Genomic DNA, 25,016 nt, shown 5'->3' on the forward strand with positions numbered 1-25,016 from the left:
TTACGAATTTACTCGAATTGTATTTTAATTAATTGGCGTAAATTCGTAAAAAACTTCAAACTATTTATGAAAAAATACTATTTTCTTTTTGTTTTTTGCTGCTCCTTCTTACTGCATTCACAAGAACTGTATTATATAAAATCGGATACCAGATTATATACTTCTAAAAACAAATCTTCTGATTTTCTAGGTTACTTTAAATACGGTGCAGCAATAAAATTATTATCTGAAAATGAAAATGGCTGGTACAAAATACAATCTGATAATTTTTCTGAAGGTTATGTTGAGGCAAAGTATGTTTCTAAATCCTTGAACGCTTCAGATTTTAAGATAAAAGACAACGAAAATCCAGTTATTGAAAGTGGCGACAGTTACTATGGCAGTCCACATCTTTTTGTTTTGGCTGCCGGTTTAAAAGCAAGGGCAATGCCAGATAAAACCTCGAAAATTCGAGAAATTTTATTTACTGGTGATCCCGTTTCTGTTAATTATGTCCCTAAAAACCAAGACGAATGGGTAAACATCAGTGGTTCGTTTCGGGATGAGTACAATAAATTTGTACAACGAAAATATCTCGGAAAAAGACCGAATTTTGATCAATTAATCAAAGAGTTTGACCAATTAGATCTTTCGAAAAAAAATCAAAGAAAAACAATCAGCGAAAGACTTGTCGAACTCGCTTGGAACAGCGGTTACAAAAAACTGACTCCTGCTTACGATCGCTACTATTTAGTTGTTAAAGAATTAAACGACCCTAAATTAATTTCTGAAACAGAACTGAATATCCTTTTGGCAAAAAAGTTAGAACAGCAGAAAACTCACGAACAAATTACCACCTTATCCCAAAAATCGGAATTTTCACTTAAAGGAATTAAAACCAAATCATACAATCTTACACTAAAAGACCTTTTAAAACTGTACAATCAGCCAATAAGAAAGAAAACAGTCGAGGACGGATGCGGGGTTTATATAAGCGATACTTTTTATTGTTATCCAGATTTGGAAGTTTCTGTAGATGAAAGCAAAAATCTTGTTGCAGTGGTAAAAGCTACTGTAAACGAAAACAATAAATTTATTCTTAATTCAAAAGCAATTTTCGATCACAATTTAACCGAAAAAAACTTTATTGAAAAATACGGAACTTATATTGATGCTTCCATAAAAGCGGCGCATCATTATGCTTTACACTTAGAAGATGGACAGATTCAGTTAGAATTTAAGGATGGAAATTTGTTTACCGTCGAAATATTCTTTTATTGCTGATTCCGTTTTTACAATTATTCAATACTTTTACATTCACAAAAAAAAAATAATACAATGTCAGTAGCAAAAAAAGATTACAAAAGAATCACAACAAAATCGTTAATCGAAATGAAAAGCAATGGAGAAAAAATCTCTATGCTGACGGCTTATGATTATACAATGGCAAAAATTGTTGACACAGCAGGTGTTGATGTAATTTTGGTAGGAGATTCGGCTTCAAATGTAATGGCTGGACACGAAACGACGCTTCCAATTACTTTAGACCAAATGATTTATCATGCTTCTTCTGTAGTTCGTGCCATTGAGCGCGCTTTGGTTGTGGTGGATCTTCCATTCGGAAGTTACCAGTCTGATCCTAAAGAAGCTTTACGTTCTGCTATCAGAATCATGAAAGAAAGTGGCGCACATGCCGTAAAATTGGAAGGTGGTAAAGAAATTAAGGAATCAATCAAAAAGATATTAAATGCAGGAATTCCGGTAATGGGGCATTTAGGTTTAACGCCACAATCCATCTATAAATTTGGAACTTACAGCGTGCGCGCCAAAGAGGAAGAAGAAGCAGAAAAACTTATCGAAGATGCTAAAATGCTTGAAAAAATAGGCTGTTTTGGAGTAGTCCTTGAAAAAATTCCTGCCGATTTAGCGAAACAAGTTGCACAAAGTATTTCGATTCCAGTTATCGGGATTGGTGCCGGAGGTGGTGTTGACGGACAAGTTCTGGTTATTCATGATATGTTAGGAATGAACAATGAATTCAGCCCACGTTTCCTTCGCCGTTATCTTAATCTATACGAAGAAATGACTAAAGCAATCGGACAATATGCAGCTGATGTAAAATCGAGCGATTTTCCGAATGATAAAGAACAATATTAACTTCTTTAAGCTTCTGAGTTACAAAGAGACAAAGATTCTTAATATAATTTTTTGATGCCTCCGGCTTTGGTCGGAGGTATATTTTTTTAGGTTCTAATTTTAAATTAAATCATTTCCATGAAAATTCTTTCCAACAAAAACAATCTGCAGATTCTACATGAAGACAATCACTTAATTGTGATCAATAAACGTGTTGGTGATATTGTTCAAGGTGACAAAACTGGCGACAAACCGCTTTCTGATATTGTGAGAGAATATATAAAGGAAAAATACAACAAACCTGGAGATGTTTTTCTTGGAGTCATTCACCGTTTGGACAGACCTACAACCGGAATTGTTGTTTTTGCCAGAACCAGCAAAGCATTGTCGCGAATGAATGAAATGTTCAGCAATCGCGAAACTCAAAAAACGTATTGGGCAGTTGTTAAAAACAAACCAAAAGAAGCCAAAGCAGTATTGGTTCATTTTTTAAAACGAAATGAAAAAAACAACACTTCAAAAGCACATTTAAAAGAAGTTCCCGACAGCAAAAAAGCGAGTTTAGATTATACAATCATCAAAGAACTGCAGCATTATACTGCATTGGAAATAAATCTGCATACCGGACGCCACCATCAGATTCGGGCTCAATTGACAGCGATTGGTTCTCCAATAAAAGGGGATCTAAAATATGGCGCAGACAGAAGCAATCCAGACGGAGGCATTCATCTTCATGCCCGAAAACTGGTTTTTACACACCCTGTTTCTAAAGAGAACATTGTTATAGAGGCTCCTGTGCCCGATGATCCAGTTTGGAATGCCGTGTGATTTTATGATTAAATTGACAAATTATTGAATTTTATCGATTAACTTGCATAGTCAAAAAAACAAGCTGATTGCAAAATGGACTATAAAAGCGACATCGGATACCGAAAGGAAACCCTTAAAAAGTTATTATACACTATTCAGAAAAGCGAGGATTTAATTATCAAAGCTTTGTATGATGATTTTAAGAAACCAGAGTTTGAGGCTGTTGTCACTGAAACCAGTTATGTCATTTCAGATTTAAAAAACACAATAAAAAACATTCACAAATGGGCAAAACCCAAACGTGTTTTCCCATCGCTTCTTAATTTTCCTTCTTCAGATTATCTTTATAAAGAACCATACGGGAATGTCTTGATTATCGCTCCTTGGAATTACCCTTTTCAATTGGCTTTATGCCCTCTAATCGCGGCAGTCGCAGCGGGAAACAAAGTGACTTTAAAACCCTCGGAACTTACTCCTCATACTTCTGCTATTATTGCTAAAATTATAGAAAAGACTTTTCATATCAACCACGTTGATGTTTTTGAAGGAGGTGTTGATGTTTCTAATAAATTACTCGAAAAACGTTGGGACTACATTTTTTTTACAGGAAGTCCTACTGTTGGAAAAATTATCGCAAGAGCTGCAGCTGAAAATCTTACGCCTGTAACCTTGGAACTTGGCGGGAAAAATCCTTGTATTGTAGACGAAACCGCTGATTTAAAACTGGCCGCAAAGCGAATTGTATGGGGAAAATTTATAAATGCGGGACAAACCTGCATTGCTCCCGATTATATTCTGATTCAGAAAAACATGAAAGTCAATTTCATCTCTTACCTTATAGAAGAAATCATAGAAGCTTATGGCAAAAAAATTGATAAGTCACCCGATTTTGCTCGTATCATAAACACAAAAAATTGGTTTCGTCTTACCAATATGATTCAAAATGAAAATATATTGTTTGGAGGAGAAAACGACGCCAACAAGCTTTACATAGCGCCTACGCTTTTGGAAGAACCTCATTTGGAAAGTCCGGTTATGAAAGAAGAGATTTTCGGCCCTATTCTTCCAATTCTGACTTACGAAAATGAAAACGACATCAAAAATGTAGTAAGCCGATATGAGAAACCACTTGCTTTTTATATTTTCAGTGAAAATAAATCATTTTCAAAAAAATTAATTTCGGACTATTCTTTTGGCGGAGGATGCATCAACGATACTGTTGTACATTTTTCAAACAAGAGACTTCCGTTTGGAGGTGTCGGACACAGCGGCATCGGCGCATATCACGGCAAACTTAGCTTCGATACTTTTTCGCATCATAAGGCAATTGTCAAAAAAGCAAACTGGCTCGATCTTCCAATGCGCTATGCCCCTTACAAAGACAAACTCTCTTCTATAAAAAAAATACTTGATTGGCTGTAAATCAGTCTAAAACAATTTCGCAATGTTTTGTAGATTTCGATAAAGAATTGATTAAAAATATTATATTTACGTCAAGTTTATCAATTAAAAACACTGTTTATAAAACAATTTTACGTTAACAATGAAATCTACACTTTCTCGAATTGAGGACATCAAAAGAAATGGCTACTCTCTAGATTTTTCAACTGTATTTAATCATGCTTTTGAAAATTACAAAAAAATAGCACTTTACTCAGGACTTATCATTTTAGTTTTCTCTATACTTTTCGGTATGGCTTTTATGGCTGGACTTGTGACGTATTTAGGAATAGAAAATATTTCAAAAGATTTTATTGAGAGGTTTGACCCACAGAATCTGACTTATGTAGAACTGCTTTCTTCTACCGCGGCAATTTCTTTAATAACAGCATTAGTTGCTCCATTTGGTGCGGGTTTCCTTAAAATGGCCGATTCTGCCGATCAGGACATTACATTTAATGTTTCGACTATTTTCACCTATTACAAAGCTCCTTATTTTGCACAAATTTTTATTGCGTCCTTTATACCAACTTTGATAGGAACTTCAATCGCGAATTTTTTAGACAGTATCGGAGTGCTTTTAGTTGGTAATCTGATTTCGTTTATTATATCTTATTTCATGTTTTTGACAATTCCTTTGGTGATTTTTGGAAATCTGAGAGCTCTAGATGCGATAAAAGGAAGTTTAGCAATTGTTACCAAAGATCCTATTACAATATTCGCTTTTTTCATTGTAGGCTTTTTTGGCTCTATGGTAGGCTTTTTTGCTTGTTGTATCGGGGTAATTTTTACGGCGGTTTTTAATACCTCAGTAGCATATGCAGTTTATTTTGCAATTTTTGGCGTTGAAAACACAAAAGACCCTATCGATTCTATTGGTGAATCTGATTTTAAATATTGAAAAATCTAATCTGAAAAAAGACTGACCAACTTTTTTTAGCTATTTCAAAAATGCTATTAACTAAACCAAACATACCTAGATTCTATGGTCTCATACTATAGTTTTATCAATTTATTGGTTTCAGGAACTGCTGATTTTGGCAGTGCCCTAAAATCAATTATGACAAACTGGTATGTTTTTAACTCCGATATTATTTTTTACAACAATCCTAAACTCATTCTTTTAGGATTATCGCTCTTAGGTTTTCTGTCTTTGCTGGTTTATCAGTTTTTTAGAATAAAGGCAAAAATTGGAAATTTCATAGAAAAAAAGAAAGAAGAAGAAGCTATAACGCGAGAATATCAGTTATACGCTTTATTCTTCGGAATAGCCGTAATTGTCATTGAAATTATTAATGAAATTTTCAAAATCAGACCAAAAAGCCTACTGATTTTAAATGTTTCAATCGGAATCTCGGTTCTTGTAATTTACGCCATCACCGACAGGGTAAAATGGCTGAGAGAACAAATTAGGCAAATCTTCATTTTTTGCTTTTTCATTTACATGAGCTATGTCGGATTCAATATCGTTTTACTTCCAAAAGATGTTGTTCCGGTCATTGTTTTCTTAATATCTTTCTTCTTTTCGTACAGCGTCTTAAAACCGATACAAATCTACTGGCTGTTTGTAGCGCTTGTTTTTGTTTTTCTGCTTGTCACGGTCACATTTCAGTTAATCCCCATAAAATCATCTGTTTTACTGATTAATTTCTGCATTCTTATTTTCATCATCAATCAGGTTAAGTATGCGGTACTTCAAAACAACAAAGACAATTTCAGGTTTGCTAGCGAAATTGTACATAAAGGAAATTCTCTTACTATCGCATCAAACCAGAAAGGCGAAATTTTATTCTGCAGCGAAACCATCACTTCCATTTTAGGTTATCAACCTGAAGAAGTACTTGGCTTAAAATTCTGGAAACTGACACAGGAATCTGAATCTGAAGAAAAATTAAACCCTTTAAATGCCGAAGAAAACAAGCTTTATATCAAAAAACTAAAAGCAGAAAATGGCGAATACAAATACATTCAGTGGAAAGACAAAAAATTCTCTGATGATTTGATTATCAGCATCGGACAAGATGTAACAGAGCAAATTATCGTTCAGGATCAATATAAAAATCTTATTCAGACTGCAACAGATATTATTTTTGAAATTGATGTCGATGGTTATTTCACTTTTATCAATGAGTTTGGATATTCAATTCTCGGCTATTCGCAAAATGAAATCATAAATCAGCATTATTCTAATTTCATACATGAAAGCTATTTGACAAATGCCGTAGATTTTTACGAAAATTTACAACTGAACGAAAATAATTTTCCAGTAATCGAAATTCCGGTTCTAACAAAAGATGGCAGCGAAATCTGGATTTCACAGAAAATCATAGTCCGTAAAAATGATTTGGGACAAACACTAGGATATTCGGGAATTGCACGGGATATTACTAAAATAAAAAACATCGAAAACGAGAAAAAAAGGCGTCTCAAAAAAATCGAAGCTTACAACAATTCAACCAAAAAACTTTCTACAACCGATTTTAGTCAATACGACAATTTAAATACCGTAATCGACCTTATCATCCAAGAGGCAACAAATGTCAGCAAATCCAATCGTGTCAGTTTCTGGAGATATGAAAAGGATATCATAACTTGTAAAAACCTTTTCAGCCTTGACAATCAAAACGTTTCCGATAAAAACATTTTAAATAAAGAGTCGTATCCTATTTATTTTGAGACTTTAAACAATAAGGCAATTATCAATGCTCCAGACGTTTTCAACAAATTAGAAACCTCAGAATTTGAGATTTTATACTTCACTAAAAACAATATAAAATCAATGTTGGATGTTCCGATTTTCTTAAACGGACAACTTGCCGGAGTGGTTTGTTTTGAAAGCACCGAACAAAAGCGGGAATGGGACAATGAAGACATCAATTATGCCAGAACAATCTCCGATGTAATTTCGCTGGCAATTTCATCTCAAATGCGTTTAGAAGCCGAAAGAAGATTGGAATTTAAAAGCCAGCTTTTGTATGCGCTTTCTCTTTGTACCGAAAAATTCCTCTTAAGCAAAAGTACACAGCAAATGTTTCAGGAAACTTATGATTTGATAGGAAAAGCAGCCAAAGTAGATCATATGTATTACTACGAAAGAGATTTTTTGACAGATACGGTAAGCCAAAAATACAAATGGTCTAGAGAAGGCGTCAGACACCAAATTACTCCTTTACGACACCTAACGCCAGAAAATCTCAAAGAAATTTACGAATCAGCACAAAACAAAAAAATCCTTAACACCTTTACAAGAAAACTTAAAGAAGGATTTTTTAAGCAACTTTTAATTGAGAATGAAATCAAATCAATTTTAATTCTGCCGCTTTATATCAATGATATTTTTATGGGTTTTATTGGTTTTGATGATTGTTTTCAGGAGAGAAAATGGTCTGAAGAAGAAATCTATATCTTTCAGGTTCTAGCTAATAACATTTCATCAGCGTTAGAAAGAAATCGGAATGAAAATAAAATTATTGAAAGTGAAGAAAAATTCAAACTTATTGCCAATAATATTCCGGGAACTGTCTACTTGTCTAAATTTGATGCTTTTTCGACCAAAATTTTTCTTAATGATGAAGTTTTAAACTTAACCGGTTATTCAAAATCTGAATTTATTGAAAATAATTTATCCTTTCTTTCGTTGATTCATCATGATGATAAAGATGAAGTAATCAACAATCAAATTGATAATCTGCAGAAAGGAATGCCGTTGCATAATGTTTATAGAATTAAACGCAAAACTGGCGAATACATCTGGGTAGAAGAATTTGGTGACGTGATTAAAAAAGAAGACGAAATTGAATTTGTAGGCGGAATCTACTTCGATATTACCAACAAAAAGGAGATTGAAGATGCAATAAAAGCAAAACAGCTTGCCGAGGCCGCAAACAAATCAAAATCGGATTTCTTGGCAAACATGTCACACGAAATTAGAACACCACTCAACGGAATTATCGGTTTTACACATTTACTAATGAAAACTGAGCTCGAAGAAATTCAAGAAAAATACATGACAACCATAAATCAGTCGGCGCATTCGCTGCTTGAAATCATCAATGATATCCTTGATTTTTCTAAGATTGAAGCTGGAAAACTGGAATTGTTTATTGACCTCTATGACATCAAAAAAGTTTTGGGTCAGGTTTTCGATTTAATTGTTTACGAATCTAATCAAAAGGACCTACGACTGGAGCTTAATATTGATTCAGATGTTCCAAAATATATCTGGACAGATATTGTTAGAATCAAACAAATCCTGATTAATTTGCTCTCAAATGCAGTCAAATTTACCAACGAAGGTTCTATTAAACTAAACGTTTCGGTATTAGAAAAAGATAAAAACAACAACTGCATAATTCGTTTCTCGGTAATTGATACGGGAATTGGAATTTTAGAGAAAAACCAAAAGAAAATTTTCAAAGCTTTTTCACAGGAAGACAGTTCTACCACTAGAAAATTTGGAGGAACTGGACTCGGCCTAACCATTTCAAATCAGCTTCTTGCTTTAATGGAAAGCCGTTTGCAGCTCGAAAGCAAAATCGGAGAAGGAAGCAATTTTTATTTTGACCTAAATCTAAAAACCAGCAATCAAACCATTAACGACAAATACAAAGCAGAACTTAAAAGCCTTAATTTGGATTTAGACTCGGAAAACAATGAAAGCAACGATAAACTTATTACCTTTTTAATTGTCGAAGACAACAAGGTAAACATGCTGCTTTTAAAAACTATTATTAAAAACCTCTACAATAATGCTTTTATTTTTGAATGTGAAAATGGCTATGAGGCCGTTCAGCAATTTGAACACATAAATCCGACCTTGGTTTTTATGGACATTCAAATGCCGATTATGAACGGTTACGAAACAACAAAAGCCATTAGAAACACCGCAAAAGGAAGAGATATTCCGATAATTGCTGTAACTGCCGGAGCCGAAAAAGAAGAACGAAATAAATGCATTTCTGCCGGTATGGATGATTACATTTCTAAACCAATCATGAAAGGAACAGTAGAAGAAGCATTAATAAAATGGCTCAAGTAAATCTGAGATGTCTTTTCTTGGCTAAAAAAGAATTATTAAAAAAAACTAATTCAGTTTTGTTAACACTTTATTCATAAAAAAATACATACATTCGTGCATCAAGAATCATAAACTAAAGCAAAAAAATACATTATGAAATGGTTAGGCAGAAGACAAAGTGATAATGTTGAAGACCGCAGGTCAATTTCGGGCGGAAAAGCTGTTATTGGAGGCGGAGTCATCGGTATAATTATTTTACTGCTTAATGTATTTGGAGGCGAAACCGGCCAGGCTGTAGGTTCTGCACTAGAACAAATGCAGGGCGGGCAAAACCAGACAGAGACTGCCGCTCCTTTAAGCAAAGAAGACGAAGAGCTTGGGAATTTTGTAAAAGTTGTCCTTGCAGATAATGAAGACATTTGGAGTAAGATTTTTGAAGAAAACGGAATGACATATGAAAAACCAAAACTGGTTCTTTTTAGAGGTTCTGTACAAACTGCCTGCGGAGGCGCTTCGTCTGCATCAGGTCCGTTTTATTGTCCCGGTGACCGCAAAGTCTACATGGATTTAGGATTTTTTGACGAACTCAAAACCAAATTCGGCGCAAAAGGAGGAGATTTTGCCATTGCTTACGTCATCGCACATGAGATTGGACATCATATCCAAACATTGTTAGGAACATCTGCAAAAATGCGTCAGGAACAGCAAGGAAAAAGCGAAGCTGCCGCCAATAAACTTTCTGTTGCACTAGAACTTCAGGCAGATTTTTATGCTGGTGTATGGGCACATTACAATCAGGAAAACTTAGATACGGGAGATATAGAAGAAGCCTTAAGTGCAGCGAATGCCGTTGGCGACGATGCTATACAGAGTAAAATGCAAGGACATGTTGTTCCTGACTCATTTACCCACGGAACATCAGAACAAAGAATGTATTGGTTCAAAAAAGGCTTTAAAACAGGCGATATAAAGCAAGGAACCACATTTGAAGAAATCAGATAATACAGAAACCAAATATAATAACCACCCGAAAAGCTCGACTTTACAGTCGGGCTTTTTTAATTTCCAATGTTTTTAAATTTCGAAATAAAAAATTCCAAATTCCAATCTCAAATTGCTTGTAAAAGAAGAAATCTAATACATTCCAATTTATTCGCCAATATTTGAAAACATAACCAGCAATTTCAACCGCTGGAACGCAACATTACCACAATCTATATCCCCACCGTCTACATGGTTAAAACCGTGGGCTACATTTGATATTGCGATTTGAATTTGGAGTTTGAAATTTGGAATTTGAAATTTCCAAAAAATTGGAATTTTATTTTTTTTGTTTTCGTCAGAAAACAAAAAAAGCCTTGAATTTCTTCAAGGCTTTAAATCTGGGTGGCTGACCGGGTTCGAACCGGCGACCCGCGGCACCACAAACCGCTACTCTAACCAGCTGAGCTACAACCACCATTTTTGCTTAGCGAGTGCAAATATAGAACAAAGGTTCAGTTCTACAAAGAAAAAAATGAAAAATTTACAATAAATTTTCTAAACTACTGACTGCCAAACACCTTTCAACTGTAAAACCTTCGGCAAAATCTTTCCCAACTAATCTTCCTAAGTCTTGCGCACGATAATTTAAACTTTCAAAGAAGTTTTTACTGGTAATCGGCGTTGCTGGCTCTTTTGAATCTGGATCGTAAAACTGCGTTTTATAAGCTGCAACGGCTTCAATTTTTTTATGTTCAAACCCCGTAATGTCTACAACGAAATCTGGTTCGATATTTTTCCACTGAATATAATGGTAAACCACCTTCGGTCTCCAAGCTTCTTGTTTTTCGCCATCAATAGAAGTTTCTATTTTCATCAAACCAGATAAAAAGCAGGCATCAGAAACTAGTTTACTTCCTTTTCCATGATCAATATGGCGATCGTCAATTGCATTGCACAATACAATCTCAGGTTTGTACTTTCGAATCATTTTTATGACTTCTAATTGATGTTTTTCATCATTCACAAAAAATCCATCACGCATACGCAGATTTTCGCGTACGACAACCCCTAAAATCGCTGCGGCTGCCTTAGCTTCCTCATCTCGGATTTCAGCAGAACCACGCGTTCCTAATTCTCCCCGTGTCAAATCTACAATACCTACTTTTTTCCCAAGGGAAACTTCTTTTAAAATGGTTCCAGCGCAACCCAATTCTACATCGTCTGGATGTGCGCCAAAGGCTAATATATCTAATTTCATAATTTTTGTTTCTGGTTTCAAGTTTCAGGTTTCAAGTTTCAGGTTGCGTACAGAACGTGAAACCTGAAACTTCAAACTTGAAACTATTTTTTTAATACTTTTTTCATCGTCATCGATTTGTTGACGCTTTCTTCCCATTCTTTTTCGGGAATACTTTCTTTTGTAATACCGCAGCCCATGTACAAAATCGCTTTTTCTTCCTGAATCTGCATGCATCGTAAATTTACAAATAAATCAGAGCTTGCTTCTGTTTCACCAAAAGTGCTGTTTAATTCTCCTAGAAAACCCGTATAAAAAGTACGATCGTAATTCTCGTTTTCGATAATAAATCCTTTTGCTTTTTTCTTTGGAAGTCCGCAAACGGCAGGAGTCGGATGCAAGGTGTCAATCACTTCCTCTAAAGTCGAGTTATCTTTCAAAACACCTGAAATATCAGTTTTAATATGCCAAATCGAGCCCGCTTTCAAACTATAAGGTTCAGAAACTACAACCGAAGCTGTAAATTCTTTAAGCCTTTTTACAATAAAATCAGTCACAAATTGTTGTTCGTCTTTTTCTTTTTGCTGCCAAACAATTTCAGTTGCTGCATTATCTTTCTGCGTTCCTGCCAAAGCCATGGTTTCAAAAACATTGCCGTTGGCTTTCAAAAGCTTTTCTGGCGTTGCTCCCATCCAAAGTCCGATTTTGGGATGAAAGAAACAATAACAAAAAGTTGCGGGATACAATTGAACCAAGTGCTGAAAAGTTTCAATAAAATCAAATTCAGACAAAGGAACCTCTTCGCTTCTTGACAAAACAACTTTTTTAAATTCTTCGTTTCGAATTGCCTGAATTCCCTGAGCCACTAAATATTCATATTGAAATTTAGCTTCGGGATCAAAATTCAAATCATCAATTTCTATTGGGCCAAATGAAGTTGTTTCTTTTTCGACAGTACTAATTTCTGATTCAGTTTCGGGAATCAGAATAAGCTGTTTTTCATCAAAAGAGGCAAAAACAAAACCTTTTTCGCTGTAATCCGAAACTTTATGGAGCGTATTGTCTTGTTGTAAAATGCCAATGAGATTTGTTGTATTAGGTTTAGAATAAAGTACAAAAGGCAAATTTTGTTCTTTATGCTTTTTAATTTTTAAGAAAAATGGATTCATAATTTACTCACTTTTCTTTCTGTCCAAAACCATATTCGTCAATTTGCAAAGCGAAACCAAATTGCCTTCTTCATCTGTAATTTTAATTTCCCACAAATGAAGGCTTCTTCCTTTATGAATAATTCTGGCTGTTCCGAAAACATATCCTTCGCGAATACTTTTTAGATGATTTGCAGAAATTTCGATACCTCTTACCTCCTGCTCTTTCGGATTGATGAAAAAGAAAGAAGCCGCGCTTCCCACACTTTCTGCCAAAGCGACAGATGCACCTCCATGAAGCAAACCCATTGGTTGGTGAACACTTGGATTTACAGGCATTTTTGCTGTTAAAAAATCTTCTCCGGCGTCGATATATTCTATTTTGAGCGTTTCCATCAATGTGTTTTTAGAAAACTCATTGCAATGCGCCAAAATCTGTTGTTTTGTATAATTCATTAAAATAATCTTTAAAATCGTAAAATTAAAGAAAGATAAGACACAAAAGCGAAAATGCTGTTCTAAAATTCTAATTCCTCTTCAAACCTGTCAGTTTTTTGTTATTTTTACAAAAACAATCAAAATCAATCTTTGGCTTTTTATTGCCACTGATTACACATATAAAAAGGATTTACTTTTTTAAGACAGCCACGAATTGCACGAATTTTCACGAATTCTATTTCATTATAATTTGTGAAAATTCGTGTAATTTGTGGCAAAAAAAAAAATCATTTTAATCCTTTTAATCTGTGGCAAAAAACCAAACCAATCAAAATGCGTCAATACTTTGTATTTTTTATTTTCGGAATCATTCTAGCTTTTAGTTCGTGTAGAACCGATTTTGATACCGTTGCCAGTACGGGAGATTTGAAGTTTTCAAAAGATACAGTTTATTTGGATACCATTTTCAAAAACATCGGTTCAAGCACTTATCAATTAAAAGTTTACAACCGAAGCAAAAATGATATTTCGATTCCGATTATACAGCTAAAAAAAGGCTTAAACTCAAAATACCGAATGACTGTTGACGGAATGAGCGGCAACAACGGAAAAATTTTTAACGATGTTACGCTTTTGGCGAAAGACAGCTTATACATTTTTATTGAAACGACTGCGGATATTACAGATGCTAATCCTGTGGATTTTCTATATACCGATGAAATTCAGTTTGATAGTGGTGCCAATTTACAAGAAGTAGCCTTGGTTACCTTAATTCAGGATGCTGTATTCTTATTTCCACAACAAAACCCCGACGGAACAAAAGAAAAAATTCAAATTGATGGTAAAGCTGTTGATGGGTTTTATTTGGATGAAAACAATCCAGAAAATGGAAATGAATTGATTTTTACCAATCAAAAACCGTACGTTATTTATGGCTATGCTGGGGTTCCCGAAGACAAAACCGTAATCTTTAATGCTGGCGCCAGAGTACATTTTCATGCCAATTCAGGATTGTATGTTGGCGATAAAGCTTCTATTCAGATTAACGGAGGAATTTCAAATACCGAAAAACTAGAAAACGAAGTTATTTTTGAAGGCGATCGCTTAGAATCACTTTATTCGGGTATTCCAGGGCAATGGAAATCTGTGATTCTTTCCACACAAAGTATAAATCACTCAATCAATCATTTGACTATAAAAAATGCCGTAATCGGTTTAGACATAAAAACGCAAAATAATCCAATTTCAATTAAAAACACACAGATTTTCAACTGCGCCCAATACGGAATCTTAGCTCAAAACTCAGAAATAAATGGCGAAAACATTGTAATAAACTACAGTGGTTTAGCCTCTCTTTCTTGCCTTTATGGAGGAAGTTACAGTTTTACGCATTGCACCTTCAATAACAATTGGCCAAGCAGTTCACAGTTTGCCGTAAATCTTAGCAATGCATTGGCTGGAGCCAGTCCAGAAGCAAATCCGCTCACGAAAGCCGTTTTTAACAACTGCATCATTTATGGATCCGGAATCAATGAGTTTAATCTGTCTAAAAACACAAATGCAGCATTTGTGTATCAATTGAATAACTGTCTTTTAAAATTCAGCAGTTCGTCCACAAATCTACTTTATCAATTTAAAACTGATACGGAACATTATAATAATATCATTTTGAATGAGAATCCGAGGTTTTATAAGCCTTCTGAAAATAAATTTAATATCGACAAAACTTCTGCCGCTTTCGCGAAAGGAAATCAGACGTATATCATTCCGTTAGATATTTTAGGAGTTACAAGAACTTCTCCACCGGATTTGGGGGCTTATCAAAGTCAAGATTTTCCTAAGTAATTGTTTTGCCACAAAGGCACTAAGACGCCAAGATTTTTTTGGCAAAACATTCCACAGAATGTGCCATTAATCATTGTCTTAAAAAAATATTAGTGTCTTAGCGCCTTCGTGGCAAATAAAAAAACATCGTAAGAAAATATATCCAAAATTAAACATCGCTTAACGTAGCGCGTTCATAAAAGTAGTAGATTTGCTACAATATAATTTTAACTTTCTAAATTACAAATATTTAAAAAGAAAAAATTGAATTTCCAAACCAAATCTTAAAACTATTAATTTATGAAAAAAAACTACTTTTTACTGCTGTTAATGTTTGTTACAATTGGTTTTGCTCAAATTCCATCCGGTTATTACAGCACAGCAACTGGAACGGGTTATACTCTAAAAACACAATTGTATAACATCATTAAAGGACACACCAACAATGGCTACGCTGGACTTTATACTACTTACCTAACTTCTGATGTTGACAATTTCTACGAAAATGACGGAACCATATTAGATATGTATTCTGAAAATCCATCGGGAACAGATCCCTATACTTATACAACAGGAACCACTCAAAGATGCGGCAATTATTCTGTCGAAGGTGATTGCTACAATAGAGAACATATCATTCCACAGTCAGTTTTTAACGAACAATCTCCAATGGTAGCCGATGCTCATTTTATAACTCCAACCGATGGAAAAGTAAACGGAATGCGTTCTAATTATCCGCACGGAAATGTAAATTCCGCAACTTACACTTCACAGAACGGAAGCAAATTAGGATCGAGTGCCGTTTCTGGATATTCAGGAACAGTTTTCGAACCAATCAATGCTTTTAAAGGAGATATTGCCAGAATGTATTTCTATTTTGCAACACGATACGAAAACACTATTGCAGGATATTCTTTTCCTATGTTTAATGGATCAAGCAACCAAGTTTTTACAACTGCTTTTTTAAATATGCTTTTGGCCTGGCATGCACAAGACCCTGTGAGCCCGAGAGAAATTGCGAGAAACAATGCTATCTACGCACGCCAAAACAACAGAAACCCATTTATCGACCATCCTGAATATGTAAATCAAATTTGGGGCGGAACATCTTCTACAGATACTCAAGCACCAACAGCACCCACAAGTCTAGTTTCAACATCAAAAACTTCGACTTCGATTACACTTTCGTGGAATGCATCCACAGATAATGTTGCCGTTACAGGTTATGACGTTTATGCGAATAGCGCTTTAAAAACCACAGCTTCAGGTTTAACAACGACTATTACAGGTTTGACAGCTTCAACAACCTATTCTATTTATGTAAAAGCAAAAGATGCGACTGGAAATACTTCTGCTTCAAGCAACATCATTTCGGTTACAACCAATAGTAGTGGAACAGGAACCGTAACAGATTTGCTTTTCTCTGAATACATTGAAGGTTCTGGAAACAATAAAGCGCTGGAAATTGCTAACAACACCGGAAGTTCTGTGAACTTATCGACTTATACGATAAAAAAACAAACCAACGGAGCCGGCGCATGGAGCACTGGTTTGGCTTTAAGCGGAACATTGACCAACGGAAGCAAATTTGTAATTGTTAACAATTCCATTTCTTCAAGCTGTTTTTCTACAAGTGCGGCCAATATTTCGACAACAGCAACAGAACTGACTTTTAACGGAAATGATGCTGTTGGTTTGTTCAAAAACGGAGTTCTAATTGATATTATTGGGACTTTCAATGGCGGAACAGCCAATTTTGCTGTTGATGTTACTTTAAGAAGAAAATCGACTGTAACTTCTCCAAGCACCACTTTCAATCTAAGTGCGCAATGGGATTCTTTCTCACAAGACACTTGTAACAATTTAGCCAGCAAAATGGTTCAAACTGCAACAATTGAAGAAGAAGAAATTATTTCTGATTTTAACAAAATTTTAATTTATCCAAATCCTTCAAATGGTAATTTTGACGTCACAACAGACAATCTAGATCTTTCTTATTCCATTGAAGTTTTCTCATTCTCTGGTCAAAAAGTTTTCGAAAAACAAAACACAACTTCTCCAGAAGTTTCTATTCAAAATCTATCATCAGGAATCTATATTCTTAAAATTACTACAGCTCAAAAAACGACATATAAAAAGGTTATTATTAATTAAAATTTAGATTTTCATCGACTAAAAAGCGGCTAATTGCCGCTTTTTTTATCTCTACAAAACGATTTTAATGAAAAAATGTCGTTTTCACCTATTTCAAGGTTTCGTAAATTTTGCAAATTCATTTTTACACAATGCAGAAAATCTAAAGTTTTATTTTTGTTTTCTTTCTTTCTAAAAGTTTAATCTAGCAGAACATATCCATGTAGATTTTTCACCAATCTTTGAAATGTTCAAGAAACCAAAACCTATTGATTTTGCGTATTTTTAGTAAAAAAAATGCAAGAAAAAAGCAATTTCATTTTTTTTAAAAAGAGATTGTTTTCAAATTTGCGCTTACTATTTATTTACATTAAATTTGCAGCTCAATACAACAAACACACAAAATGATCCATTTCTTTGAAAACCAAAGCAAAACTGTTTTTGCCGTACAAACGGAAAACGAAATTTCAGCTCAAGACATTTCAAAATTAAACTGGCTTTTTGCCGATGCACATAAGATCGAGAAATCCGCTTTGACGGATTTTTTTGTTGGTCCGCGTGCTACTATGATTACACCTTGGAGTACCAATGCTGTAGAAATCACTCAAAACATGGGAATTTCGGGCATTATCAGAATCGAGGAATTTCATCCTGCAACGGAAGATTTCACTGATTTTGACCCAATGCTTTCTCAAAAATTCAATGGATTAGACCAAGAAATCTACACAATCAACATTCAGCCAGAACCTATTCTGGAAATTGATGATATTGCCACTTACAACAAAGTTGAAGGTTTAGCTTTAAGCGAAGAAGAAGTTGATTACTTAAATAATCTTGCAACTAAACTTGGAAGAAAATTAACGGATTCTGAGATTTTTGCTTTCTCTCAAGCAAACTCAGAGCACTGCCGACACAAAATTTTCAACGGAACATTTGTGATTGACGGAGAAGAAAAAGAAACTTCTCTTTTCAAATTAATCAAAAAAACATCTCAGGAAAATCCTAACGATATTGTTTCTGCTTACAAAGACAACGTTGCTTTTGTAAAAGGACCAAAAGTGCAGCAATTTGCACCAAAATCGGCTGATAAACCTGATTTTTACGAAATAAAAGAATTTGATTCTGTTTTATCTTTAAAAGCAGAAACACACAATTTCCCAACAACTGTTGAGCCTTTCAACGGAGCTGCAACAGGTTCAGGAGGAGAAATTCGTGACCGTTTAGCTGGAGGTCAAGGTTCTTTGCCATTAGCTGGAACTGCGGTTTATATGACATCTTATTCTCGTTTGAACAACAACAGAAAATGGGAAAATGCAGTTGAAGAAAGAAAATGGTTGTACCAAACACCAATGGATATTTTGATTAAAGCTTCAAACGGAGCTTCTGATTTCGGAAATAAATTTGGTCAGCCGTTAATTACAGGTTCTGTTTTGACTTTCGAACATTCAGAAAACGACCGTAAAATTGGTTACGATAAAGTAATCATGCAAGCGGGCGGAATTGGCTACGGAAAATTAAATCAAGCCATAAAACATAAACCACAGGAAGGTGATAAAATCGTAATTCTTGGTGGAGAAAATTATAGAATCGGAATGGGTGGTGCTGCGGTTTCTTCTGCAGATACTGGTGCTTTTGGTTCAGGAATTGAGTTGAATGCGATTCAGCGTTCAAACCCTGAAATGCAAAAACGTGCTGCAAACGCAATTCGCGGTTTAGTAGAAAGCGACAATAATCCAATTGTTTCGATTCACGATCACGGTGCGGGTGGACACTTAAACTGTCTTTCAGAATTAGTGGAAGAAACTGGAGGTTTGATTGATTTAGACAAATTACCAGTTGGAGACCCTACTCTTTCTGCAAAAGAAATTATTGGTAACGAATCTCAGGAAAGAATGGGATTGGTTATTAGTCAAAAAGATATTGACACATTACAAAGAATTGCTGACAGAGAGCGTTCTCCAATGTATCAGGTTGGAGATGTAACGGGAGATCACCGTTTTACATTCGAATCAAAATCAAATGGTTCAAAACCGATGGATTATGCTTTAGAAGATTTCTTCGGAAGTTCTCCAAAAACGGTTATGACAGACAAAACTATCGATAGAAAATATGCTGATGTTGCTTACAACGCAGGGGATTTCGAAAGTTATTTAAAAGACGTTTTACGTTTAGAGGCTGTTGCTTCAAAAGACTGGTTGACAAACAAAGTGGACCGTTGCGTTGGAGGAAAAGTTGCTAAACAACAAAATGCCGGACCTTTACAATTGCCTTTGAATAATGTTGGAGTTATGACTTTGGATTATTTAGGAAAAGAAGGAATTGCAACTTCTATTGGCCACGCTCCTATTGCGGCTTTGATTGATCCTGTTGCAGGAAGTAGAAATGCTATTGCAGAATCGTTATCAAACATTGTTTGGGCGCCGATTATTAATGGTTTAGGCGGCGTTTCATTATCTGCAAACTGGATGTGGGCTTGTAAAAACGAAGGCGAAGATGCTCGTTTATATGATGCTGTAAAAGGTTGTTCAGATTTCGCTATTGAATTGGGAATCAATATTCCAACAGGAAAAGATTCACTTTCAATGAAACAAAAATATCCAAATGACGAAGTAATCGCGCCAGGAACGGTTATTATTTCGGCTGCTGGAAACTGTACAGATATTAGAAAAGTTGTTGAACCAGTTTTACAGAAAAACGGAGATTCAATCTATTATATCAATTTGTCTCAGGATGATTTCAAACTTGGAGGTTCATCTTTTGCACAAATTAGAAATACAATCGGAAACGAAACTTCTACTATTAAAAATGCTTCTTTCTTCAAAAATGCCTTTAATACAATTCAGGAATTAATCGGCGAAAGCCAAATCTTAGCGGGTCACGATATCGGAAGCGGTGGTTTAATCACTACTTTATTAGAATTGTGTTTTGCTGATGTTAATCTTGGAGCTAAAATTGATTTCAGCGCTTTCGCGGAAAAAGATTTATTGAAAATCCTTTTCGCAGAAAATATCGGAATCGTTTTCCAAGCTAAATCTGATTCGGCTGTTGAAGCAAAATTAAATGCAAACAACATCGAATTCTTCAAATTAGGAACAGTTCAAAGCAAACCACGTTTGGAATTTGGAATTTATAATTTGGATATTGCGGAGTACAGAGATGTTTGGTTCGAGACTTCTTATTTATTAGATCAAAAACAATCTAAAAACGGAACAGCAAAAGCTCGTTTTGAAAACTACAAAAATCAGGTTTTAAATTATACTTTCCCTGCGCACTTTACAGGAAAGAAACCAGAAATCGACAATTCGAAACCAAGACCAAAAGCAGCTATTATTCGTGAAAAAGGAAGTAATTCTGAGCGTGAAATGGCAAATGCAATGTACTTGGCTGGATTTGACGTAAAAGACGTTCACATGACGGATTTAATTTCTGGCCGTGAAACTCTTGAAGATATTCAGTTTATTGGAGCCGTTGGAGGATTCTCTAATTCAGACGTTTTAGGTTCTGCTAAAGGTTGGGCTGGAGCTTTCTTATACAACGAAAAAGCAAAAACAGCTTTAGACAAATTCTTCAAAAGAGAAGATACGCTTTCTGTTGGAATCTGTAACGGATGCCAGTTGTTTATGGAATTGGAAGTAATTAATCCAGAACACGAAATTCATGGGAAAATGCACCATAACGAAAGTAACAAACACGAAAGTATTTTTACTTCTGTAAAAGTTCAGGAAAACAACTCTGTTATGTTATCGACTTTGGCTGGAAGCACTTTAGGAGTTTGGGTTTCTCACGGAGAAGGAAAATTCAAATTACCATATTCAGAAGACCAATACAACATTGTTTCTAAATATGCTTATGAAGGTTATCCAGCAAATCCTAACGGTTCTGATTACAACACCGCTATGATGTGTGACAAAACCGGAAGACATTTGGTTATGATGCCTCACATTGAGCGTTCGACTTTCCAATGGAACTGGGCGCATTATCCAAAAGACAGAAATGACGAGGTTTCACCTTGGCATGAAGCTTTTGTCAATGCCAGAAAATGGATTGAGAAAAACTAAAAAATATATCTTATGAAAAGCGCCCGAAATTATCGGGCGTTTTTTTTTGATAGCCACGACCCGAGCGATAGCGAATAGGCGTAGCAATTCACGAATTTTAACTATTTTTTTTTTAGCCACAGATTAAAGGATTAAAATGATTTTAAAATTCTTTGTCCTATTTTACAAACAACAAATAATTCTAAAAAATAATTCGTGAAATTCGTGGCAAAAAATATTTACTCAGACATCATTTCCATTATAGAAAAATGCTTCGACGCTATCCCTAAGTCGAAGCATTTTTTCACTTTCTAAAAATAGAAATTATGCCAGTTACAACATTTGAAGCGCCAAAAGCAAATAGCCCTGAAGCGACTGCATTTTGACCTGCAAAAAATTGATTTTCAGCAATGGCGTTACTAAATAATAATCCGCCGGCAGCCCCTGCTACCAATCCAATTCCGATTAATGCAATAGTCCACCAAGGTTCTGGATTTGGAGGTGGTGGTGGATTTTTCCAAAAACGTCTCCACCAGCCTGGGTATTTGGTTCCACACCAGCCCATTGCTAAAAATAAAGCAGTTTCCATAATTTCATGATTTGATTTGTACCTACTCTTTTGCTTTTCGGTTTACGCATTTGATTGAGGTAAAATTAGGATACGCAAAATTAGATTCCACAAGGTAAGCCACTGTTTTTCAAAGGGTATAATTCCTATTTTTTTCAAGTTCATTAACCGTACTCTAATTAACATATAAGAATAGCTTAATGGTATCTTAAGACAGTTTAAGCGAGTATAAATATTCGCATAAATATATTTGTCTCATGAAAAAATGGAAACAAAATTTAGTCGCTGCAATTTTATTATTTGCCATAAGCCAATCTTCTTTTAGTCAAAAAACAAATTCTATAAATGGAACTGTTTCAGATGGGAAAATGCCAATTGAATTCGTCGATGTAGTCTTAAAATCAGTTACTGATACCACCAAAACAGTTGCATATGCAGTTACTGATTCTTCAGGAAAATTTACTCTTGAAAACATTCATCCATCCGATTACATCTTAAAATTTCGTTTGATAGGATTTAAAACCATAAATCAAAAGATAAAACATAGCGGATCTTCGCTTTCACTTGGAACTATCGTTTTACAGGAAGATGCCAATCTGCTCAATACTGTTGTTGTCAATTCGCAGAAAAAACAAATTCAGAAAACCAATGAAGGTTTTGTTTTTAATGCCGTATCCAATATTTCACAATCCGGCGGAACAGCTATTGATATGCTGAAAAACATTCCTACAGTTGCTGTAGATGCAGATGATGCCATTTCGCTTAGAGGAAAAACACCTCTAATTTTAATCAACGGAAAAAATTCTGCTATTACCAATATGAACCAGATTCCTGCAAGCAGTATTGAAAGTATCGAAATTATCACAAGTCCCACCGCAAAATACGATGCGAATGCTGAAAGTGGCATCATCAACATTAAGCTGAAAAAAAACAATTTAAATGGCTTAAATGGTGCAATAGTACTTGGCGGTGGATTTGGATCAAAAGGAAGAATGAATAGTTCTGTTCTTTTAAATAATAAAACAGATAAATGGAATATTGGATTAGCATATGATAATCGTTTTGCTGGACGAACAAAAAGCATAAAAGGCGAAAGAACCAATTATTTTATTGATGATGAACATCTTATTGAGCAAAACAGAAGCGATCAAAGAACGGAAGGTTTACAGAACTTAAAATTCAATGTCGATTTTTCGCCAAATGAGAGAAATGTTTTTTCTTTTGAATCGGTAGGAAATATCGAAAGTCAGGATAATGGCGAAACTTTAAAAACAGATGTTTTTAACAGTTCTAATCAATTTTATTCTGGTAATAAACGTCATTCTTTAGAATTAGAACGTTCAAAAGCTACAGAATTTGCTTTTAATTATGATCGAAAATTTTCTGATGATAGAAAAAGTCTAAATGCCAGCATCACTACTTCATATAATTTTCACAGAGAAAACACCAATATTGACACTGATAAATATGATGAAAATCAAAATCTTATTGGTGATACTTTCTGGCAGCGCACTCATAATTATGAAAAAGAAAACATTTCGAATGCAATTTTGAACTACAGTTTTCCTATTTCAGAAAAATCAATAATTGAAACAGGATACAAAGGAACTTTCAGGTTCTTTAATTCTGATTTCCAAAGTGCCGATTTAGCAAATGGCGATTATGTCGTTAATCCGCTGACAAGCAATATTTTCGATTTTAACGAACAGATAAATGCAGTTTACGGGCTTGTAAATTTGTATTCGGGTTCTAAAGACAATCCAAAATGGAAATACAATTTAGGACTTCGCGCAGAACAAGTTACTAATAATGGAAAAACAGAAAATGGAAGCGATAGTTTCTCAAACAATTATCTAAAATTCTTTCCTTCTGCTTCTGTACAGCTGAATTTTCAATCAGATGAGTTTTTAAAATTCGGTTACAGCAAACGCATCAATCGACCAGATTTAGACGATTTAAATCCGTTTGTAGATATTACCGATGCCTTGAATCCGCATGGAGGAAATCCGTATTTGAAACCTGAAATTATTCATATTGTAGAATTAAATTATAATAAAGATTGGAATTCTTATTCCTTTTCAGGAAATGCCTTTTATAGAAATGCAAACAATACAATCCGACAATATTCTATTCTTCAAGACAATGGAGTTATTTTACTGCAACCTCAAAATATTGGAAACACAATTACTTATGGAGTTGAAACGATTTTCGGCTTAAAACCTTTCTCATTTTATGATGCAAATATGAGCTTAACTGCTTTTCAGCAACGCATTAATGCAGGGAATCTCGAGCAAGCACAAGACGCTGTAAGCAATGCTTTTAGCTGGTACGGAAAACTTATAAATAATTTTGTTCCTTGGAAAGGAGGAAAACTTCAAATTATTGGAAATTACAACTCCTCTATTGCTACAGCTCAAGGAAAAAGAATTCCGATTTACAATATAGATTTAGGGTTTCAGCAAAAATTAGGAAAAAGCAATGCTCGTTTGGGTCTAGTAGTAACCGATATGTTTAACACTTTAGAAAGTGGTTACAAAAACAACACTTCATTGTTTAGAAACTATAGAACTTCTAAATCGGACACTCGCGCTTTTATGCTGACTTTTGCGTACACCTTTAAATCTGATTTTAAAGAAAAATTACTCGAAAATCAGTTCTCAACGGAGTAAAAAACGGATTCTAGACTGGTTAGAATTAAAAAAATGATTCTTGTGTTTTTAAGGGGTGATTCTATTAAAAAATTGAGTTATATTTAGCCTCGAAATCACTATGATTTCCCCCAACCCAAAAACACTTAAACCTATGTCAAAAATGAAAGCCGCCCCTCTATTATTTGCTGTATTTTTTTTATTTGTTACAAAATCCTTTTCTCAAGTTGAAGTAAATCAAATCACCTACAATTCCAAATCGCGTTTTATCACTACTACGATTGGATATCCAGCTCCAGGAACTTATGCCCCAATCGGAATGGCTGAGCCAGTTACCGTTTTAAATCCAGACGGAACGGGTTTTATTCAGTCAGATGATAAAAGCAAAAAAAAGATGAACTGGGGAATTGAATGTACAGAAGACGGAGTGCCTATTTTTAAAGAAGGATTCAACAGTGCGACCTATACGTTCTGGTATCGTCCAAATGACAGCAACGAATGGAGTTATTCGCAGTTTTCTATTCATTTTGCAAAGAAAAAAATGTTCTTAATGGGCGAAAGAGTAAAAGTTTATGAAGATTACAACGTACAATAGTCTCTAAAAAGCAGTTCAAATT

16 protein-coding genes and 1 tRNA gene are annotated in these 25,016 nt (G+C 34.8%); 12 read left to right on the forward strand and 5 right to left on the reverse strand.

The genetic code is table 11. The features are described 5' to 3' along the window. The first annotated feature begins 66 nt into the window (after positions 1–66). The 7 genes from ACFFLS_RS25205 (at position 67) to ypfJ (ending at position 10,384) form a co-directional block, all read left to right on the forward strand. Complete coding sequence (locus ACFFLS_RS25205; RefSeq protein ID WP_379682722.1) at positions 67–1,263, forward strand: SH3 domain-containing protein; 1,197 nt, start codon at positions 67–69, stop codon at positions 1,261–1,263. 54 nt (positions 1,264–1,317) lie between these two features. Beyond that, complete coding sequence (gene panB, locus ACFFLS_RS25210; RefSeq protein WP_379682723.1) at positions 1,318–2,136, forward strand: 3-methyl-2-oxobutanoate hydroxymethyltransferase; 819 nt, start codon at positions 1,318–1,320, stop codon at positions 2,134–2,136. Between the two features lie 117 nt (positions 2,137–2,253). Then, the gene (locus ACFFLS_RS25215; RefSeq protein ID WP_379682724.1) at positions 2,254–2,943 is read left to right on the forward strand and encodes an RluA family pseudouridine synthase; all 690 of its coding nucleotides are present in this window, start codon (positions 2,254–2,256) and stop codon (positions 2,941–2,943) included. Between the two features lie 75 nt (positions 2,944–3,018). Continuing rightward, the gene (locus ACFFLS_RS25220; protein WP_379682725.1) at positions 3,019–4,347 is read left to right on the forward strand and encodes an aldehyde dehydrogenase; all 1,329 of its coding nucleotides are present in this window, start codon (positions 3,019–3,021) and stop codon (positions 4,345–4,347) included. 121 nt (positions 4,348–4,468) lie between these two features. Beyond that, positions 4,469–5,266 carry a hypothetical protein gene (locus ACFFLS_RS25225; protein ID WP_379682726.1) on the forward strand — a complete coding sequence of 266 codons (798 nt, stop codon included), beginning with the start codon at positions 4,469–4,471 and terminating at the stop codon, positions 5,264–5,266. A gap of 84 nt (positions 5,267–5,350) precedes the next feature. Continuing rightward, positions 5,351–9,403 (forward strand): PAS domain S-box protein, encoded by a 4,053-nt coding sequence (locus ACFFLS_RS25230; protein ID WP_379682727.1) that lies wholly within the window; start codon positions 5,351–5,353, stop codon positions 9,401–9,403. 132 nt (positions 9,404–9,535) lie between these two features. After that, entirely contained in the window at positions 9,536–10,384 is an 849-nt protein-coding gene (ypfJ, locus tag ACFFLS_RS25235; protein ID WP_379682728.1) for a KPN_02809 family neutral zinc metallopeptidase, read from the forward strand. A gap of 383 nt (positions 10,385–10,767) precedes the next feature. On the opposite strand, the gene ACFFLS_RS25240 is transcribed toward ypfJ, so the two are convergent. From ACFFLS_RS25240 to ACFFLS_RS25255, 4 genes are all read right to left on the reverse strand, one after another. Further along, positions 10,768–10,841: transfer RNA gene (locus tag ACFFLS_RS25240), tRNA-His, on the reverse strand. 66 nt (positions 10,842–10,907) lie between these two features. Then, positions 10,908–11,624 (reverse strand): bacillithiol biosynthesis deacetylase BshB1, encoded by a 717-nt coding sequence (gene bshB1, locus ACFFLS_RS25245; protein WP_379682729.1) that lies wholly within the window; start codon positions 11,622–11,624, stop codon positions 10,908–10,910. Between the two features lie 83 nt (positions 11,625–11,707). Next, positions 11,708–12,772 carry a chorismate-binding protein gene (locus ACFFLS_RS25250; protein ID WP_379682730.1) on the reverse strand — a complete coding sequence of 355 codons (1,065 nt, stop codon included), beginning with the start codon at positions 12,770–12,772 and terminating at the stop codon, positions 11,708–11,710. A gap of 3 nt (positions 12,773–12,775) precedes the next feature. Next, positions 12,776–13,207 carry a PaaI family thioesterase gene (locus tag ACFFLS_RS25255; RefSeq protein WP_379682731.1) on the reverse strand — a complete coding sequence of 144 codons (432 nt, stop codon included), beginning with the start codon at positions 13,205–13,207 and terminating at the stop codon, positions 12,776–12,778. 315 nt (positions 13,208–13,522) lie between these two features. On the opposite strand from ACFFLS_RS25255, the gene ACFFLS_RS25260 reads away from it, so the two are divergent. From ACFFLS_RS25260 to purL, 3 genes are all read left to right on the forward strand, one after another. Then, positions 13,523–15,034 carry a hypothetical protein gene (locus ACFFLS_RS25260; protein ID WP_379682732.1) on the forward strand — a complete coding sequence of 504 codons (1,512 nt, stop codon included), beginning with the start codon at positions 13,523–13,525 and terminating at the stop codon, positions 15,032–15,034. Between the two features lie 279 nt (positions 15,035–15,313). Next, the gene (locus ACFFLS_RS25265; protein ID WP_379682733.1) at positions 15,314–17,167 is read left to right on the forward strand and encodes an endonuclease; all 1,854 of its coding nucleotides are present in this window, start codon (positions 15,314–15,316) and stop codon (positions 17,165–17,167) included. Positions 17,168–17,550: 383 nt separating this feature from the next. After that, positions 17,551–21,204 (forward strand): phosphoribosylformylglycinamidine synthase, encoded by a 3,654-nt coding sequence (gene purL / locus ACFFLS_RS25270; protein WP_379682734.1) that lies wholly within the window; start codon positions 17,551–17,553, stop codon positions 21,202–21,204. Between the two features lie 283 nt (positions 21,205–21,487). Here purL and ACFFLS_RS25275 read toward each other — a convergent pair whose 3' ends face one another. After that, the gene (locus ACFFLS_RS25275) at positions 21,488–21,772 is read right to left on the reverse strand and encodes a hypothetical protein (RefSeq protein ID WP_379682735.1); all 285 of its coding nucleotides are present in this window, start codon (positions 21,770–21,772) and stop codon (positions 21,488–21,490) included. Positions 21,773–22,008: 236 nt separating this feature from the next. On the opposite strand from ACFFLS_RS25275, the gene ACFFLS_RS25280 reads away from it, so the two are divergent. Together ACFFLS_RS25280 and ACFFLS_RS25285 are read left to right on the forward strand one after the other, a co-directional pair. Beyond that, positions 22,009–24,420, forward strand: a complete 2,412-nt coding sequence (locus ACFFLS_RS25280) for a TonB-dependent receptor domain-containing protein (protein WP_379682736.1) — start codon at positions 22,009–22,011, stop codon at positions 24,418–24,420. Positions 24,421–24,553: 133 nt separating this feature from the next. Beyond that, positions 24,554–24,994 (forward strand): hypothetical protein, encoded by a 441-nt coding sequence (locus tag ACFFLS_RS25285; protein ID WP_379682737.1) that lies wholly within the window; start codon positions 24,554–24,556, stop codon positions 24,992–24,994. Positions 24,995–25,016 lie beyond the last annotated feature (22 nt).

This window comes from Flavobacterium procerum (assembly GCF_042431625.1).
GTDB classification, from domain to species: Bacteria; Bacteroidota; Bacteroidia; order Flavobacteriales; family Flavobacteriaceae; genus Flavobacterium; species Flavobacterium procerum.

What these genes read in the sequence shown, in the direction of transcription:
- ACFFLS_RS25205 (WP_379682722.1), top strand. Translation starts at nt 67, where the DNA reads ATGAAAAAATACTATTTTCTTTTTGTTTTTTGCTGCTCCTTCTTACTG.
- panB (WP_379682723.1), top strand. Translation starts at nt 1,318, where the DNA reads ATGTCAGTAGCAAAAAAAGATTACAAAAGAATCACAACAAAATCGTTA.
- ACFFLS_RS25215 (WP_379682724.1), top strand. Translation starts at nt 2,254, where the DNA reads ATGAAAATTCTTTCCAACAAAAACAATCTGCAGATTCTACATGAAGAC.
- ACFFLS_RS25220 (WP_379682725.1), top strand. Translation starts at nt 3,019, where the DNA reads ATGGACTATAAAAGCGACATCGGATACCGAAAGGAAACCCTTAAAAAG.
- ACFFLS_RS25225 (WP_379682726.1), top strand. Translation starts at nt 4,469, where the DNA reads ATGAAATCTACACTTTCTCGAATTGAGGACATCAAAAGAAATGGCTAC.
- ACFFLS_RS25230 (WP_379682727.1), top strand. Translation starts at nt 5,351, where the DNA reads ATGGTCTCATACTATAGTTTTATCAATTTATTGGTTTCAGGAACTGCT.
- ypfJ (WP_379682728.1), top strand. Translation starts at nt 9,536, where the DNA reads ATGAAATGGTTAGGCAGAAGACAAAGTGATAATGTTGAAGACCGCAGG.
- bshB1 (WP_379682729.1), bottom strand. Translation starts at nt 11,624, where the DNA reads ATGAAATTAGATATATTAGCCTTTGGCGCACATCCAGACGATGTAGAA.
- ACFFLS_RS25250 (WP_379682730.1), bottom strand. Translation starts at nt 12,772, where the DNA reads ATGAATCCATTTTTCTTAAAAATTAAAAAGCATAAAGAACAAAATTTG.
- ACFFLS_RS25255 (WP_379682731.1), bottom strand. Translation starts at nt 13,207, where the DNA reads ATGAATTATACAAAACAACAGATTTTGGCGCATTGCAATGAGTTTTCT.
- ACFFLS_RS25260 (WP_379682732.1), top strand. Translation starts at nt 13,523, where the DNA reads ATGCGTCAATACTTTGTATTTTTTATTTTCGGAATCATTCTAGCTTTT.
- ACFFLS_RS25265 (WP_379682733.1), top strand. Translation starts at nt 15,314, where the DNA reads ATGAAAAAAAACTACTTTTTACTGCTGTTAATGTTTGTTACAATTGGT.
- purL (WP_379682734.1), top strand. Translation starts at nt 17,551, where the DNA reads ATGATCCATTTCTTTGAAAACCAAAGCAAAACTGTTTTTGCCGTACAA.
- ACFFLS_RS25275 (WP_379682735.1), bottom strand. Translation starts at nt 21,772, where the DNA reads ATGGAAACTGCTTTATTTTTAGCAATGGGCTGGTGTGGAACCAAATAC.
- ACFFLS_RS25280 (WP_379682736.1), top strand. Translation starts at nt 22,009, where the DNA reads ATGAAAAAATGGAAACAAAATTTAGTCGCTGCAATTTTATTATTTGCC.
- ACFFLS_RS25285 (WP_379682737.1), top strand. Translation starts at nt 24,554, where the DNA reads ATGTCAAAAATGAAAGCCGCCCCTCTATTATTTGCTGTATTTTTTTTA.